This is a genomic window from Pseudanabaena sp. lw0831 (genome assembly GCF_016584665.1).
GTDB lineage: Bacteria > Cyanobacteriota > Cyanobacteriia > Pseudanabaenales > Pseudanabaenaceae > Pseudanabaena.
On sequence record NZ_BBJB01000040.1, the window covers coordinates 42,780 to 58,057 of the forward strand.

Sequence of the window (15,278 nt, forward strand, 5' to 3'; positions counted from 1 at the left end):
TCCATCCTAGCCTGTTTTAAAGAAGTAGAGTTGCGGCGCTTTGCGCCGCAACTCTACTCTGGGTTTTAAAGATGAATCAATATTTTGCAACCGTAGCGAGAGGCTTAGAAGCACTGGCTGCACAAGAATTAGAACAACTCGGCGCACATTCCGTTGAATCAGGATTTTGTGGTGTTAGCTTTGAAGGCGATCGCACTTTGCTTTATCGGGTCAATCTCTGGGCACGGCTACCGTTTCGGATCTTGATGCACCTCGATCAGTTTGATTGCCTCGATGCTGATGATCTTTATAAAGGGATCAAAGAGATCGACTGGTCAGAATTTCTCACACCTGAAATGACCTTGGCAGTTAATGCCACTGGCAAAAACGATCACCTCAATCATACGCATTTCACCGCCTTGCAAGTCAAAAATGCGATCGTCGATCAGCAGAAAGAGAAATTTGGTGAGCGATCTGATGTCGATGTACAGGAAGCAGATGTGCGGATCGGAGTTCATATTGATGACAATGGCTGTACCGTCAGTCTCGATAGCTCTGGCAATAGTTTGCATCGGCGCGGCTATCGCCCCGCCGTAGGAGCCGCCCCGCTAAAAGAATCTCTTGCTGCGGCCCTAATTCAGATGTCAGGTTGGCAACCAGACCAAATGTTTTACGATCCCCTTTGCGGTTCTGGAACTTTGCCCCTAGAAGCAAGTTTAAAAGCGCTGAATATTGCTCCAGGCATGTTTCGTGATAGTTTTGGCTTTGAGACTTGGCTAGATTTTGATCAAGAGCTTTTAGCTCGACTAATCCAAGAAGCCGATGATAATCGCTTAGATGCTTTACCTGCACCAATCTGGGGTAGCGATCGCAATCCTGAAGTGGTGGATCAAGCGATCGTCAATGCTAAAAATTGTGGCTTATCCAATCATGTCTATTTCTCGGCTCTAGATCTTGCAGAAGTAGTTGCTCCTGCTAATAGTGGCGTTCTATTCTGCAATCCTCCCTATGGTGAAAGATTAGGAAGAGATAGCGATTTGGGAGCTTTTTACAAAGAATTAGGCAACATTCTCAAACAACGCTTTAAAGGATGGACAGCTTTTGTCTTGAGCGGCAATAAGCAACTATCGCAAACGATTGGATTGAAGTGTGCTGAACGAACAGCCATATTAAATGGCGCATTGCCCTGTCAGTTAATGAAGTATGAACTCTATTAGCTCATACGTGGAACTTTGATGACGAATCTCTTGCTGAATCGCGAAGTAGGGTAACCACGGGGGGATTGTCCATACCCCAAAATTTCGAGGCTCAATAGGTGTTTCGGGGAGTCAATGTATCTCGAAAGCCCTAAGTGCTTGATAGGTAATGTTTTTAGCGTCGGAGGTCTGCAATTCCTGAAATATTTGTCCTTAAAAGCTTTGAGCCATTTATCATGTTTGCCCTCCCCGAAACACCTATAAAGCCAAAGTAACAACTCGCCATGCGATCGCCTTTTTGGGGAATATCAATCATACTAGATCAGCAATTCTCATTATGAAACCGATTTTTATAATGAGAATTGCTGACAGTAGATCGCAAATCTGACAGCCACTCTACTTTGATATATAATCAAGCTCAAGTTAGTACCTTTGATATGACACCTAATCTGTTTTCAAGCCTCAACCGCCGCAAATTTATCGGAATCTCCACCCTGTTTCTACTCGGAGCCTGTGGAGCGCAAACCACTCAAACCACAGCTTCAGGCAAAAGCAAAATTGTCTTCTGGACAATGCAATTAAAACCTCAGTTTGACAAATACATGACGGATTTAATTGCGGGATTTGTGAAGGAAAATCCGACAGCAGAAGTGGAATGGGTGGATATTCCTTGGGGAGAGATGGAAACCAAGATTTTGAGTTCAGTAGCGGCAAAAACTGCTCCTGATGTCGTAAATCTAAATCCTCAATTTGCATCGAAACTAGCCGAGAAAAAAGCATTAGTGGATATGGGCAAAGCCATATCTGATGCTGAAAAAGCTAGTTATTTCCCGAATATTTGGAAAGCCAATCAACTTGATGATGTGACATTTGGGCTGCCTTGGTATGTGGCAACTGACATCACAATTTACAACCGATCACTATTTGAAAAAGCTGGCTTAGATCCCGCGAAACCACCAAAAACCTTTGAGGAACTCACCAAGGTTTCCGAACAGATTAAAGCAAAAACTGGTAAATATGCTTTTATGCTGACGATGGATGGTGGGCAAGTTCTAGAAGCGATGGTACAGATGGGCATGAAGCTGCTGGATGCTAATGGCAAAGCTGCTTTTAATGATGTTGCTGGCAAAGCCGCCTTTGACTACTGGGTAAATCTATTTGAGAAGCAATTGATCCCTCGCGAAATCCTGACAGAAGGACATCGCAAGGCGGTAGAACTCTATCAGGCTGGTGAATTGGCGATTTTATTGACTGGCCCCCAGTTTTTACAAACGGTGGCTCAAAACGCACCTGAGACCGCCAAAGTAACCGATATCGGCTCACAAATTACTGGCTCAACGGGTAAAAAGAGCGCCGCCGTGATGAATGTCGCCGTACCGACTACATCCACAAATCAAGCTCTAGCCGTAAAATTCGCATTGTATTTAACCAATGCTGAGAATCAGTTAGCCTTTACAAAAGTAGAGAATCTTTTGCCTTCCACAGTCAAGAGTTCTAGCGATCGCTATTTCACGGAAGCCGCCAAGGATGCCTCAATCCTTGATCGTGCTAGATTAGTCAGCGCGTCACAACTCCCTCAATCTGAAGTTTTAATTCCTCCTGCTAAAGATATCGAGAAGCTGCGCAAGATTATTTACGAAGAATTACAACTTGCTATGCTCAAAGAGAAACCTAGCGACAAAGCGATCGCCTCGGCTGCCGAAAGATGGAACTCACTTTAGAGGAAGCACAACTATTTGCCTACGGCAAATAGTTGTGCTTGTTAATTTTCTTAGTGGATTTAGAGGATTTCCTGAGAACTGCGCTAGATTAGCAGCAGTTCTGAAAGAGGGGTTTTACCTGTGAAGAAATTAATTAATATTCAGGATATTGGTCAAAACTTTAGCAAGAAATTTTGGCGGCGATCGCTTGTCTCAGGTGCAGCGATCGCGATGCTTAGTGCTGTTACATTGCCTGTTGTCACGGGGAGTGGATCAGCGATCGCTCAGCAAATTTCGCAGAAAGTAACTCAGCAAGATCAAACTCAAACCCGATCGCAACCTGTACAAATGATGCAAGCTGGCGATCTTAACTTTCCATTGTGGGTATGGGTAATTGGCGGCGTAGTAGTCGTATTTATCTTTTTGCCACAGATGGGTTGGATCTTAGGATTAATCGTAGTGGGCGAGCGGGAAGTTGGCATTGTCGTCAAGAAATTCTCGCTGAAGGGAGACTTACCACCTGGGCAACTAGTTGCACTCAATGGGGAAGCAGGCTATCAAGCGGATACCCTCGCTCCAGGGTGGCATTTTGGATTTTATCCTTGGCAATATGGGATTCGTAAGGAATCGGTCATTGTGGTTCCTCAAGGTGAAATCGGGCTGATTATTGCTAACGATGGTAAGTCAATTCCACCAGATCGCATTCTGGGTAAAACTGTACCCTGTGATAACTTCCAGAACTCTAGAGAGTTCCTTTTAGCTGGCGGGGAAAAAGGAAGGCAGCTTGGTATCCTGACCGCAGGAACCTATCGAATTAATACAGCTTTATTTACGATTATTACTTCTGCAACTGCCGCCTCACATGGAATGTCTCCTGCGGAATTGAGGCTCTATTCAGTAGCAACCGAAAAGGTCGGTATCGTTACGGCACTGGATGGAATTCCCATTGAAGCGGGGGCGATCGCAGGGGCGATTATTCCTGAGCATGATAATTTTCAGAATGCACAGCTATTTATCAATGGCGGCGGTCGTCGTGGTTTGCAAGAGCAGGTAATTCTATCAGGCTCATGGAATATCAATCCTTGGTTTGCCCAAATTGAACAGGTAAAAATGACTGAGATTCCCATCGGCTATGTCGGTGTGGTCATCTCCTTTGTGGGTGGTGCTCAAGATGATGTCAGTGGAGCTTTGTTTACTCATGGACACTTGGTAAACGTCGGCGATAAAGGTGTCTGGATCGAGCCGCTTTATCCCGGAAAGCATCCATTGAATACACATATTATGAAAGTGGAACTAGTTCCTACAACCAATATTGTGTTGAACTTTAGCGATCGCACTGAAGAACATGGCTATGATTCTAAACTCAGAGCTTTAAATGTACGCTCTATCGATGGATTTGCCTTTAATTTAGAAGTAGCCCAAATTATTCATGTCGGCTCTTTGGATGCCCCAAGGGTGATTTCGCGAGTCGGCTCGATGCAAAATCTGGTCGATCATGTGTTGCGCCCTACCGTCGGTAATTACTTCCGTAATTCAGCACAGGCTTATACTGTTTTAGATTTCTTGATTGCCCGTAGCGATCGCCAAGCTGAAGCTGCCGATTTCATTCGTACGGCGATGCACGCTTATGACGTGCAAGCAGTCGATACATTATTAGGTCAAATCGAGCCACCTGAAACCCTGATGCAGACTCTCACCGATCGCAAGATTGCTGAGGAACAGCGCAAAACTTACGAAGTGCAGCGGATCTCCCAAACTCAACGTCAAGAACTCGTCCGCGAAACTTCCCTTGCGGATATTCAGAGAGAAGTGGTCACAGCTGAGCAAGGTGTCCGCATTGCCGAGCTGCAAGCTAATGCCAAAGTTAAAGAAGCAAGTGGTGAAGCTGAAGCGATCAGAGTTACTGGTGAAGCCAAGGCTGATGCCTATCGGGCTGGGGTCGATGCCCTTGGTGGCAACTCCTATGTGGCTCTGCAACTGATGCAAACCATCGGCGATCGCAATGTGCGGGTTGTACCAGATGTGGCAGTCAATGGTGGCGATCGCGGCGGCGGTTTGCTTGATGGCGTATTAGGAATGTTGCTTTGGAATCAAAATAAAGAAGCTAAAGAAGCAAAAAACGATCATCTAACTAGACTTCCATAAACTCTCTAGCATTACCGTCACACTTTTGAGAATTGGTACTAAAAATCGGTTTCATAATGAGAATTGCTTGTTTCTGGATTTTATATCTCGACCGCCTTGGCGGTTGCTATATAATTACAAAACTGACAAAATTTTTTGAATAGTCTAGGTAGTCATTGAGCGTGCCAAAAGTCGGGATTATATATAACGACGCAAAACCTGTCGCTGAGCGCGTAGCGTTGGATATGAAGTTATGGCTAGAAAAGCGTGGCATCCAGACTGTTATAGCGACGGGAACTGGCGGTATTTTGGGCTACGGCAAGCCAGACGCACCTGTATGTCACACCTTGATCGAAAGCTTAGTGCCCTTAGGATTTGATAGCGATGTCATGTTTGCAGTGGCTTTGGGAGGCGATGGCACTGTACTATCCGCTTGTCGTCAAATTGCTCCCCTCAGTTTACCAGTCCTAAATGTGAATACAGGGCATATGGGCTTTTTAACTGAAACTTACCTGACTGATTGGGAAGAAGCGATCGCCCAAGTCGTCGAAGGTAACTACGTGGTTGAGCAGCGATCGATGATGACGGTGCGCGTCTACGATAGCCAAGGCTTACTCTGGGAAGCCCTATCGTTGAACGAAATGGTACTACATCGGGAGCCATTGACCAGTATGTGTCACTTTGAAGTACAGATTGGTCGTCATATGCCCGTAGATATTGCAGCGGATGGCGTGATTATTTCCACGCCTACAGGTTCGACTGCCTATGCGCTCTCCGCAGGTGGCCCAGTGATCGAGCCAGGGATTCCTGTATTTCAGCTTATTCCTATTTGCGCTCACTCAATGGCATCACGAGCTTTAGTATTTGCCAATACCGAGAAAACGGTTGTCACTCCCGCTAATAGTCATCGTTTGGTGTTAGTTGTCGATGGCAATGCTGGATGTTATGTCTATCCCGACTATCGCGTTGAGGTGGAGCGATCGCAATATCCCGCGAGGTTTATCCGATTACAGAACGGCGAGTTCTTTAAAGTTTTGCGCGAAAAATTAGGCTGGGGACTGCCACATATTTCTAAGCCATCCTTGGGCGAATTGACTTAAAATTCATAAAGGTTTAGATAGATGCAAAGCATCCATCTAAATCTTTATAAGCTTATCAATGGCGCTATGAGTCAAAGCCTCAACTTTGTAAATCAAGATTTGCGCGATCGCTCCTTTAAAGGTAAAAATTTGGTCGGTGCTGACTTTAGCGGCGCAGATATTCGCGGATGCAACTTTTGTCGCTCTCAACTTAAAGCTGCTAATTTTTCTAATGTACGGGCGGGTGCAAGCCAACGTCAAAACCTAATCGCCAGTATGGCAGCGTTTGTAATGGCGCTAATGTTTGCTGGTACGGCTATGATTGCCACAATCTTACTGATTACCTTTGTAATTACTTTCATTTTTGGCGCAGCAAAAATTGATCGCGAAACAGTCTATTGGGTAGCGATCGCCGCGATCATTGTGTTTTCCGTTAGTTTTGCGATCGCTTTCACAGCTAGCTTTACCTTCACTGGCAGAAAAGGAACTTTCATAGCGACTACCATCTCCTTGATCATTGCCTTTGGATTTGGGTTCTTTGGTTCAACATTCACAAAAATATTAGTTTCTGGCGCATTTAATGCGATTATTGGCTCATTAAGGTTTAATAGCTTTACCGCGCTACTAATGTTTTTAGCGATCGAGCCATTACAATTTTTTGGCAGTCTTTATTTATTTCGCCTCACAATTAATACATCGCGAACAATGATCGGTACAAGATTTCAGTATGCAAACCTAACTAAAGCCTCTTTTCACAAGGCAACCTTAGTTAATTGCGATTTTTCCCATGCAATTACCAATGATGTGGATTGGGAACAAGCTCAAATATCCCGTTGCAAACTATAAAAAAAGGAGTCGCTTTGCGACTCCTTTTTTTATTCGTCTTCGGCAAACTGATAGCGGAACAGATCCTTAGGATCTGGTTCAGGGGAAGTCTCTGCAAAGCGGACACATTCCTCGACCACATCACGGATTTTCTTGTCGATCGCTTTTAATTGACTCTCTTCCACCAAGCCATGCTCCAGAAGGCGGCTAGCAAAGATTTTAATCGGATCGCGTCCAAACCATTTGTCCTTGTCTTCCTTGCTGCGCAGCTCATCGGGGTCAGCCAGAGAGTGACCTCTAAAGCGATAGGTCATACATTCTAAAACTGTAGGACCTTCCCCAGCACGACCACGACGGATTGCCTCTTGAGCGCGATCGCGGACTGCCATGACATCCATCCCATCCACTTCAAACCCAGGTATTCCAAATGCTTCAGCTTTCTTATGAATCCTGACATCGGAAGTGGCGCGGTGATGTTTCATACCGATTGCCCAGTCATTATTTTCAATTACAAAAATAATTGGCAACTTCCACAAAGCCGCCATATTCAAGGTTTCAAAAAATTGACCGTTGTTGCTTGCACCATCACCAAAGAAGCAAGCCGTTACTTGGTCAGCGTTGGGATCGCCCATCACTTCACGACGATATTTTGACTGAAATGCTGCACCCGATGCGACGGGAATTCCTTCAGCAACAAAGGCATATCCACCCAAAAAGTTATTCTTGGCTGAGAAAATATGCATTGAGCCGCCACGACCCTTACTACATCCTGTTTCTTTGCCAAAGAGTTCTGCCATGACTTCGTTTGCGGTGACCCCTGCGCTCAAAGCATGAACATGGTCGCGGTAGGTGCTGCATACATAGTCATCGGAGCGCATTGCCTTAATTACGCCGCTAGCAACGGCTTCTTGACCGTTATACAAATGCACAAACCCAAACATTTTTCCGCGATAATACATTTCAGCGCACTTATCTTCAAAAGTACGCCCCAGTACCATGTCTTCGTAGACAATTAGGGCTTCGTCTGTGGTGATATTGGGTGCAGAAGTCGAAACAGTCGCAACAGTGTCTTGAGGCATCGATTCAATAGGTGTGCTAATCGCTAAATTTTTCTTTTACTTAGTCTAGCAGTGAATGTCGATAGCGTTACAGAGACAAAACAAAGCCAGTGCTTCCAGCAATTATCATTTTAAAAATTAGTGTTGATGAAAGATCGCCGTTGGCGATCTTTCATCAACACTATCTAAAAAAACTTGCGAGGAGATAATTCAATCTCTGATCGCCCAATCTTAATGTCAAACTGTCCAAAGAAATCATTACCGAGCAAACCAATATCTGACTTTTCAGCAATTACAACAGGCATTATTTGGATCTTGAATGAACCTATCTCAATTGACTTTACTTCGCCAACAGGAAATCTGACATTACTGCCATCTGCAATATTAAAATCAGCATAGTTGTATGGCACAACGCTCAGCGATCTCGCCATTTCAGAAGTGATTAATGTATGACTTGCGCCAGTGTCAAAAATCATCTCATATGTACGATCTCCATTAAAAACCACATCAATAGTTGGTATTTTGTTTCTGAATCTCTTGATCCGAATTTTAATCGTTCCATTCGGATCAGACCTAACTTCAGATGCTCTAGAAGGCTGAGCAGTTGGTTGAATTGCATCGCTACTACCACATAGCTTACTTAAATCAATCCGCCTTCCTCGCGAGTTAATCATAAAACAGTCTGATGAATCTTGCGCGATCGCACTGTCCCCATCACTTGCCCAATTCAGCGTGCATATCCCTCCAAAGCTAATGACAGCACTTAACAATATGGTATTGATAGCGATTTGTGATAGTTTCATACAAGTCATCTGGTTGGTCTAAATTGCTGTATGGAGATTTTTGATTAGCTGTATTTTATTATAGCGCTAGCCATTGTTGAGCTATGCAGATAAAACTAGCTTCATCTCTTCGCAGCCTATTTATATAGCAATGTAAGTTTTGCTTAGGATATAAAACCCAAAAGATGAGTGGCGGTGCGAAGCACCGCCACTCATCTTTTGGGTTTTGATTTGTCCTATCTATCTCTTGCATTGCTATAGAAGTCTAAACAAGTTTAGGACTTATGCAAAAGAACGAAATGTAGGAGCAATTCATGAATTGCTCCTACATTAGAGGAACAAAAAAAAACAAATGCTATAGGTTAACAGCGATCGAAATCTCATCACTCGCATAAAGAGCAAGATCAATAAAGTTTCCTTCCATAACTTGACCATTAACTGTCATCTGTTTGGCCTCACTATGATTAACCACGGTTAGCGAGAGCACCTTGCCGCGAAACTTGCGTTGAGCTGTAAACCCAGACCATTCAGCAGGAATTTTCGGATCGATGATCATGCCTGTGAAAGTGGGTTGGAATCCTAAAATATAATCAAGTCCAATGCGTAACATCCACACCGCAGTGCCAGTCAGCCATGAATGACTTGCCTGTCCTTGAGTCTCGTGATCGGGGCTGGTTACATATTCAGGATAGATATAGGGTTCCGTTTCAAAGCGATCGCATTTTGCATCCGTTGCTTGTGAAGAATTAATCGGCATCATCCGACGATAGATTTCCCAACCAAATTCTGTATCACCATTGAGCAGAGAAGCCAGCACAAACCAAGCCGAAGCATGGTTAAATACTGCGCCATTCTCCTTCTTGCCTGGGACACAACGACTGATTAAGCCAACGGTATCATCGATTTCCGTAAAAGATGGCGCAACAATCTGCATTCCAAAAGGAGTAGCTAGATGTTCGCGACTGCTTGCCATTGCTCTGTCAGCGCGATCCTTTGGCGCGAGTTCCGAAATCACTGCCCATGATTGCGCGTTCAAAAAGATTTTGCCCTGAGTTGCTGCCGATACACCAATCGGTTCGCCATTATCACGGAACGCACGTAAATACCATTCGCCATCCCAACAGATGTCATTAGTAACTTGGCGCAGATGCTCATAGAAGTTTTGAAATTTCTCTAAAGACTTGAGATCGCCTTGATGTTCACATACTGGCAGAGACTTATTCAACACATAGCCCAAGAAGAAAGCACCCCAAGTCGTTTCGCCCTTACCCTGTGAGCCAACATGATCGAGCGTATCATTCCAATCACCTGTAAAAATACGGGGCATTCCCTTCTCGCCTGTATTTGCGATCGCAAAGTCTAGCGCTCTGACCAAATGTTCATAGACAGTACCTGAACTATCGTCATGATAGGGAACAACTTCATCGAGAATCGAGAAATCTCCTGTTTCCTTGAGATATTCGACAATACCGAAGGGAATCCAAAGCGGTGTGTCGGAATGGTTAGTGCGTTCGCCAGTATTTGTGAGAACAAAGTAGTTGTGTAAAGTAGAACCATCCTTAAACTGGAAGTTGAGAGCCTTAATTAATCTTTCGCGTACTCTCGCAGGATCGACCATCACCACACCGAGAATATCTTGGAAGCGATCGCGCATTCCCGTCCCAAACAACAATCCCCCGTGATAGTAACCAGAATTTCTTGCCATATCAAAGGTGACAGCCGCCTGATACTGATTCCACACATTGAGCATCGCATTAAAGGCTGCATCGGGTGTTCGCACTTGTACACAGGATAAATGCTGATCCCATTTCTGTTTAAGTTGCAGGAATTTACTGTCAGCAACCTTTACAATCTCGCCCCTCTTTACAAGAGGAGTAGGAGGCATCTCTTTGGGAACAATCTCCAAAACCACAGCAAAATCAACAGAACCATTTGCCGCCAACGCAATCTTTGACTGCAAAGCCACTACTGGATCGCCAGCCGTAATTTCAGTATTCTGCATCACTCCAGTTTCTATCGCCACAGGATTCGCTTCCGATCTCCATCTACCGATAAAAGTATCGAGACTGCTATCAAAACCAGCGATCGGCAAACTTTGCGAGAAATAAATCTGATATTTCCAATCGATATTTGGCTGCTTAACCGAAACCCCTTTATTCAGCACCCAATAGCGGCGTGTGGCAACCAATGCTTGCAAGTCTTTGTCGAAGTGAATATCCGTAAAATGCTTGTCATTAGGTTGATTGATCTGATCGTTGAGGGCATTCCCCATCAACAATTCTAAAAAAGAATAAATCTCTAAATCTCGCGACTGTCCCGAAAGTTCCGTTAATTTCACTCGCCAAATTTCGGCATTGGTATCTGTAGGAACGAAGTAAGTGATTTCCCCACGAATTCCATTGATCTCAGTTGTGATTTTGGTGTATCCCTGCCCGTGCCGACATTCATAAAAGTCATAGTTAAGATTGATCGTTGGCGACCAACTTAATGACCAATATTTCCCTGTAGTAGTATCTTTGACCATCACATAACGCCCAGGACGATCCCAAGGAAGGCAGTTATAGCGCATCCGACTAATGCGGTTATCGCGTGGTGATTCCAAAAAGCTGAAGCCTCCGCCTGTATGGGAAATTAGCCCTGCATATTGGCTATTCCACATATAGTTAAACCAAGGGCGCGGGGTGCGCGGATCTGTAATCACAAATTCCCGATAATCTTCGGTGTAATAGCCGTATTGGTTTGCGATCGCCACAGTTTAAAATATCCTCTCTTTGTATAATGATCGTATTTTGCTAGCCTCAATAAAGCCGCTGCAAAATACAACTAGATTGCGACATAGATTATCTCAATTTTTTATCTCAATTTTTGGAATAGCTTCAAATAAAACTATGACAAATGCAATGATTTCTAAGTTAGTAGTTGGGTTTGCGTCATTGGGGGCAATATTTAGTACTGTTTTCCTAAGTCCACAAGCTACCACACCTCAAACTCAGCTTTCTGCGACTATCGTCCAAGACTCCAGCTATACAACGATTGCTAAAGCTCCTGTTGCTAAGTTGCTTACGATTAACAAAGCTCATATCTTTCAGGGAGAAATTAATCGCCGAGGCTTGGCAGTTGGTTATCATCATCGACTTAACGGCAAAGATAGCAATAATGCCAGAATGGTCAAAATTACAGGGTTGCCCAATAGGCAAGGTGTTTATATTGGTCGCGTCGAAATCCGTAATCCTGCCAATGGTCAATGGGTTAGCAAGTTGTCCAGTTCTACTTTTTTCCCAGATCGGTGGTCTCAGGTTCAAGTCTTGTCAGAAATCCAAAGTGCTTTTGCCTCAGCTAACAAATCTAAAGAACCTTGGCAAGGCACTTCACCAAGCGGTTTAAAAATTGAAGGTTATTACAATAAAGCCACAAATACAATTACCACCGCTTATCCCATTTATCGTAGGTAAAGCAGTAGTAATTTTTTGTGGCTCTGCAAAGCCGCGCCACAAAAAATTAGTTCTTTATTAAATCGCACAACCCTAATGATCAATATCAAATTTTACCGAGATACGGAAGGCTATTTTAAAGCTGATACCGAGCCTCAATATCAACTACTCAGTCAATACTTTCAATCAGAAGTTCAAGGTGTAGCGGCTGTATGTGAAGATCTTTTAGTCACGATCGCAGAGATTGAAATAGGCGATCTCATTCAGCTAGAAGGCGTTGGTAATACTTGTGGATTGGAACTTACAGCAGATCGAGCATTGCTATGGAATGAGTTTAGCGAAGCCGAGCTAACTTTAGAACTTTCTCTAGCAGAATTCAAACAAGCTTTAGAAGACTGCCTTAGCTTTTTGCGATAATGTATCTTAAATCTCTCCATATCAAGCAGTTTCGTAACTACATCGATCAAGAAGTTAACTTCACCGCCCCCAAGACCGTGATCGTGGGCAACAATGCTCAGGGTAAATCTAACTTGCTCGAAGCAATTTTGCTATTGGCGACCCTGAGATCGCATCGAGTGAGTAAAGATCGTGACTTAGTGAGGAATGGTGAGGCGATCGGTGAAATCATCGCAACTTGTCAGAGATCGCGATCGCCTGAGAGCTATCCCGTAGAATTATTGATGCGAATGCGGGCTAGTGGCAAGCGGACTTTAAATGTGAATGGGGTGAATCAAGCAAGGCATTTGGATTTTTTGGGCAACCTGAATGCAGTCATGTTTTCGAGTTTAGATTTGGATTTGGTGCGGGGTAGTCCAGAGAGTCGGCGCAACTGGTTAGATACGGTATTGATTCAACTAGAGCCGATTTATATCAATCTTTTACAACAATATAACCAAGTTTTGCGGCAGCGCAATGCTTTATTAAAGTCCATCAAACAAGGGCAAATCCAATATGAATCTCAACAGATGGCACTATGGGATGCTCAACTAGTGACTGCGGGGACAAGATTAATCAGAAGGCGATCGCGTTTATTGGAAAGATTAACGCCGATCGCCCATACTTGGCATCAATCGATTAGTGGCGGTAGTGAACATTTAGAGATTACTTACGTTCCTAAATTTGCATTCTCGCCAACGGATACAGTTGAGCATATTCATCAAGCTTTTTTTGAGACACTTTTGCAGAAGGCGATAATTGAACAACATCAAGGCACTAGCTTAGTTGGACCCCATCGTGACGAGGTTTCGCTGACAATTAATGCTACGCCTGCGCGTGAATATGGCTCTCAAGGGCAACAACGCACTTTAGTACTGGCGCTAAAACTTGCTGAGTTAGAATTGCTAGAATCAGTAGTTGGAGAACCACCATTATTACTGTTAGATGATGTACTAGCTGAGCTTGATCTGCAAAGGCAAGATCATTTACTGAATGCGATCGGCGATCGCGTTCAGACAATTATTACTACTACTCATTTGGGTTCGTTTGATGCTCAGTGGCTAAATTCCGCCCGAATTTTTCAAGTAGAAAGTGGCAAAATTTTATTTTAAAACACAAAAAATACAAGCTTGCAAAGCAAGCTTGTATTTTTTGTGTTTTAAATATTATTCTTCGTCATCTACACCAACTTGACGCAGATGAATATGTTTACGTCCGAGGCGAATTTCTAACTCGTCACCAGCCTGTAAACCCATCAATTGTGTGTATGCTGAGCCGATTAGTAGGTTGCCATTTTTTTGTACGCTAACGCGATAACTGGCACTGCGTCCACCTTTGCCACTACCTTTCGCTTCAAGCTCTACGCCATCAGCTTCCATCAAGGCATTATAAAACTTCATCAAGTTAACACGGGCTTGATTGTTTTTAGTAACGGTGGCATATCCACAAGCCTTAGCTTTTTCTTCTTTCGACAGATGCTCTAGTTCTTTGACTTTCTGTAACAATGCATCACCAGAGAGTTGAACTGGTTGTTTAACTTTTACCATTTGTACTTAACAGCTTAATATTTAATATCTTTACATTAGTATCTAAGATAATTGTACTACTAGTCAAACTTTTTCATAAAGATATATAACCTATTTATTTTTACTTATAACTATCATCTATATCTAATTAACTAGCTTGACAAATAATGAGTTAGTGGTGAGCTGTTAAGATGAAACTATAAAATTGATTCTGACAGTATAGAATGTCGTGAAAATCATGAAGACAATTTATATCAATCTGAAACCTCAAAAAATAAAGGTTATATAACTCCTCCATAAATCGCAGATTCCTCATTACTAATCCATGCCCAAAGTTGATCGCCATAGGAAAAGTGCCACCATTCATTTGGATGTCGCTGGAAACCACTATGGGTCATTACTTGGTTTAATAATTCGCGATCGCGATTAAACACTACAGCTTGAGAATTACGAAAACCTGCAAAATAATCGGGCAAAGAGCGATCGCTAATCTCATCAATTGGCGAACCCATATTAACTTCTTGAATATTGTCCCCGCCGAAGGCGGGGACAATATAGAACGTCACATCGATCGCAGCACCCGTACTATGCGGTGGTGGCGTTTTCGGATCGGGGCTAGGAATTGCCCAAAATTTCATCACTTCTGCCATAAGTGAATTTTTTTGCTCCTCAGTGAGATTTTTTACTTCTAAATCCTTGCTTTCGGCTAACTGCGCGAAACTATAATCCACCATAAATTGCTGTACAGGAATTGGGCGATAGGCATCAAAGATTGCGATTTGATAATTGGGGCAAATTGTTTGTAAATAGGTTTGAGATTTTTGTAATTTTTCTAAAATTCCTTGACGCACAAAAAAGGGATTGAGATCGCCATAGGGTGCGCCCAATGAAATATATGGATGGGGATTGAGTTTAAAGATGTCATCAGGAATTGCCACCAGTGGCTCATTGCACTCAGCGATCGAAATTCCTTGATATGGCTTTGACATGATTTGCGGTAATTTTTGTTAAAAGAAAAAGTATCTCTAAGCATTACTTTCAGCAATTCTCATTATAAAAATCGGTTTCGATGTAAGGGCGTGTTTGAGAAGTTTGGCTGTAGCCCCCCTAGCCCCCCAATTCTGGGGGGAACAAGATTAAAGT

Annotated in this window: 14 protein-coding genes; 8 read left to right on the forward strand and 6 right to left on the reverse strand. The window is 43.4% G+C overall.

Annotated features, from left to right (window positions below):
- Positions 1 to 71: 71 nt before the first annotated feature.
- Positions 72 to 1,196, forward strand: a complete 1,125-nt coding sequence (locus APA_RS07135; protein ID WP_201321607.1) for a class I SAM-dependent RNA methyltransferase — start codon at positions 72 to 74, stop codon at positions 1,194 to 1,196.
- Positions 1,197 to 1,350: 154 nt separating this feature from the next.
- On the opposite strand, the gene APA_RS07140 is transcribed toward APA_RS07135, so the two are convergent.
- Entirely contained in the window at positions 1,351 to 1,491 is a 141-nt protein-coding gene (locus APA_RS07140) for a hypothetical protein (RefSeq protein ID WP_201321608.1), read from the reverse strand.
- A gap of 121 nt (positions 1,492 to 1,612) precedes the next feature.
- Here APA_RS07140 and APA_RS07145 point away from each other — a divergent pair, with 121 nt between their 5' ends.
- The 4 genes from APA_RS07145 (at position 1,613) to APA_RS07160 (ending at position 6,924) form a co-directional block, all read left to right on the forward strand.
- A complete protein-coding gene (locus APA_RS07145; RefSeq protein ID WP_201321609.1) occupies positions 1,613 to 2,896 on the forward strand; it encodes an ABC transporter substrate-binding protein in 1,284 nt (427 codons plus the stop codon).
- A gap of 210 nt (positions 2,897 to 3,106) precedes the next feature.
- Complete coding sequence (locus APA_RS07150; RefSeq protein ID WP_201321620.1) at positions 3,107 to 5,020, forward strand: SPFH domain-containing protein; 1,914 nt, start codon at positions 3,107 to 3,109, stop codon at positions 5,018 to 5,020.
- 161 nt (positions 5,021 to 5,181) lie between these two features.
- Positions 5,182 to 6,099: an NAD(+) kinase gene (locus APA_RS07155; RefSeq protein ID WP_201321621.1), complete on the forward strand. Its 918-nt coding sequence runs from the start codon at positions 5,182 to 5,184 to the stop codon at positions 6,097 to 6,099.
- Between the two features lie 66 nt (positions 6,100 to 6,165).
- Positions 6,166 to 6,924: a pentapeptide repeat-containing protein gene (locus APA_RS07160; protein WP_201321610.1), complete on the forward strand. Its 759-nt coding sequence runs from the start codon at positions 6,166 to 6,168 to the stop codon at positions 6,922 to 6,924.
- A 29-nt stretch (positions 6,925 to 6,953) separates the two neighbouring features.
- Here APA_RS07160 and pdhA read toward each other — a convergent pair whose 3' ends face one another.
- From pdhA to APA_RS07175, 3 genes are all read right to left on the reverse strand, one after another.
- Positions 6,954 to 7,982, reverse strand: a complete 1,029-nt coding sequence (pdhA, locus tag APA_RS07165; protein ID WP_201321611.1) for a pyruvate dehydrogenase (acetyl-transferring) E1 component subunit alpha — start codon at positions 7,980 to 7,982, stop codon at positions 6,954 to 6,956.
- Positions 7,983 to 8,146: 164 nt separating this feature from the next.
- Complete coding sequence (locus tag APA_RS07170; protein WP_201321612.1) at positions 8,147 to 8,764, reverse strand: TIGR02281 family clan AA aspartic protease; 618 nt, start codon at positions 8,762 to 8,764, stop codon at positions 8,147 to 8,149.
- Positions 8,765 to 9,098: 334 nt separating this feature from the next.
- Positions 9,099 to 11,495 (reverse strand): GH36-type glycosyl hydrolase domain-containing protein, encoded by a 2,397-nt coding sequence (locus APA_RS07175; protein WP_201321613.1) that lies wholly within the window; start codon positions 11,493 to 11,495, stop codon positions 9,099 to 9,101.
- 136 nt (positions 11,496 to 11,631) lie between these two features.
- Between APA_RS07175 and APA_RS07180 the strand changes: the two genes are divergently transcribed.
- From APA_RS07180 to recF, 3 genes are all read left to right on the forward strand, one after another.
- The gene (locus APA_RS07180; protein WP_201321614.1) at positions 11,632 to 12,195 is read left to right on the forward strand and encodes an EndoU domain-containing protein; all 564 of its coding nucleotides are present in this window, start codon (positions 11,632 to 11,634) and stop codon (positions 12,193 to 12,195) included.
- A gap of 75 nt (positions 12,196 to 12,270) precedes the next feature.
- Complete coding sequence (locus APA_RS07185) at positions 12,271 to 12,591, forward strand: hypothetical protein (protein ID WP_201321615.1); 321 nt, start codon at positions 12,271 to 12,273, stop codon at positions 12,589 to 12,591.
- A complete protein-coding gene (recF, locus tag APA_RS07190; RefSeq protein ID WP_201321616.1) occupies positions 12,591 to 13,721 on the forward strand; it encodes a DNA replication/repair protein RecF in 1,131 nt (376 codons plus the stop codon). The genes APA_RS07185 and recF overlap by 1 nt, the downstream gene beginning before the upstream one ends.
- 54 nt (positions 13,722 to 13,775) lie before the next feature.
- On the opposite strand, the gene APA_RS07195 is transcribed toward recF, so the two are convergent.
- On the reverse strand, positions 13,776 to 14,156 hold the full coding sequence (locus APA_RS07195) for an AbrB family transcriptional regulator (RefSeq protein WP_201321617.1): 381 nt from the start codon (positions 14,154 to 14,156) through the stop codon (positions 13,776 to 13,778).
- A 260-nt stretch (positions 14,157 to 14,416) separates the two neighbouring features.
- Positions 14,417 to 15,124 (reverse strand): M15 family metallopeptidase, encoded by a 708-nt coding sequence (locus APA_RS07200; RefSeq protein ID WP_201321618.1) that lies wholly within the window; start codon positions 15,122 to 15,124, stop codon positions 14,417 to 14,419.
- Positions 15,125 to 15,278: the final 154 nt, after the last annotated feature.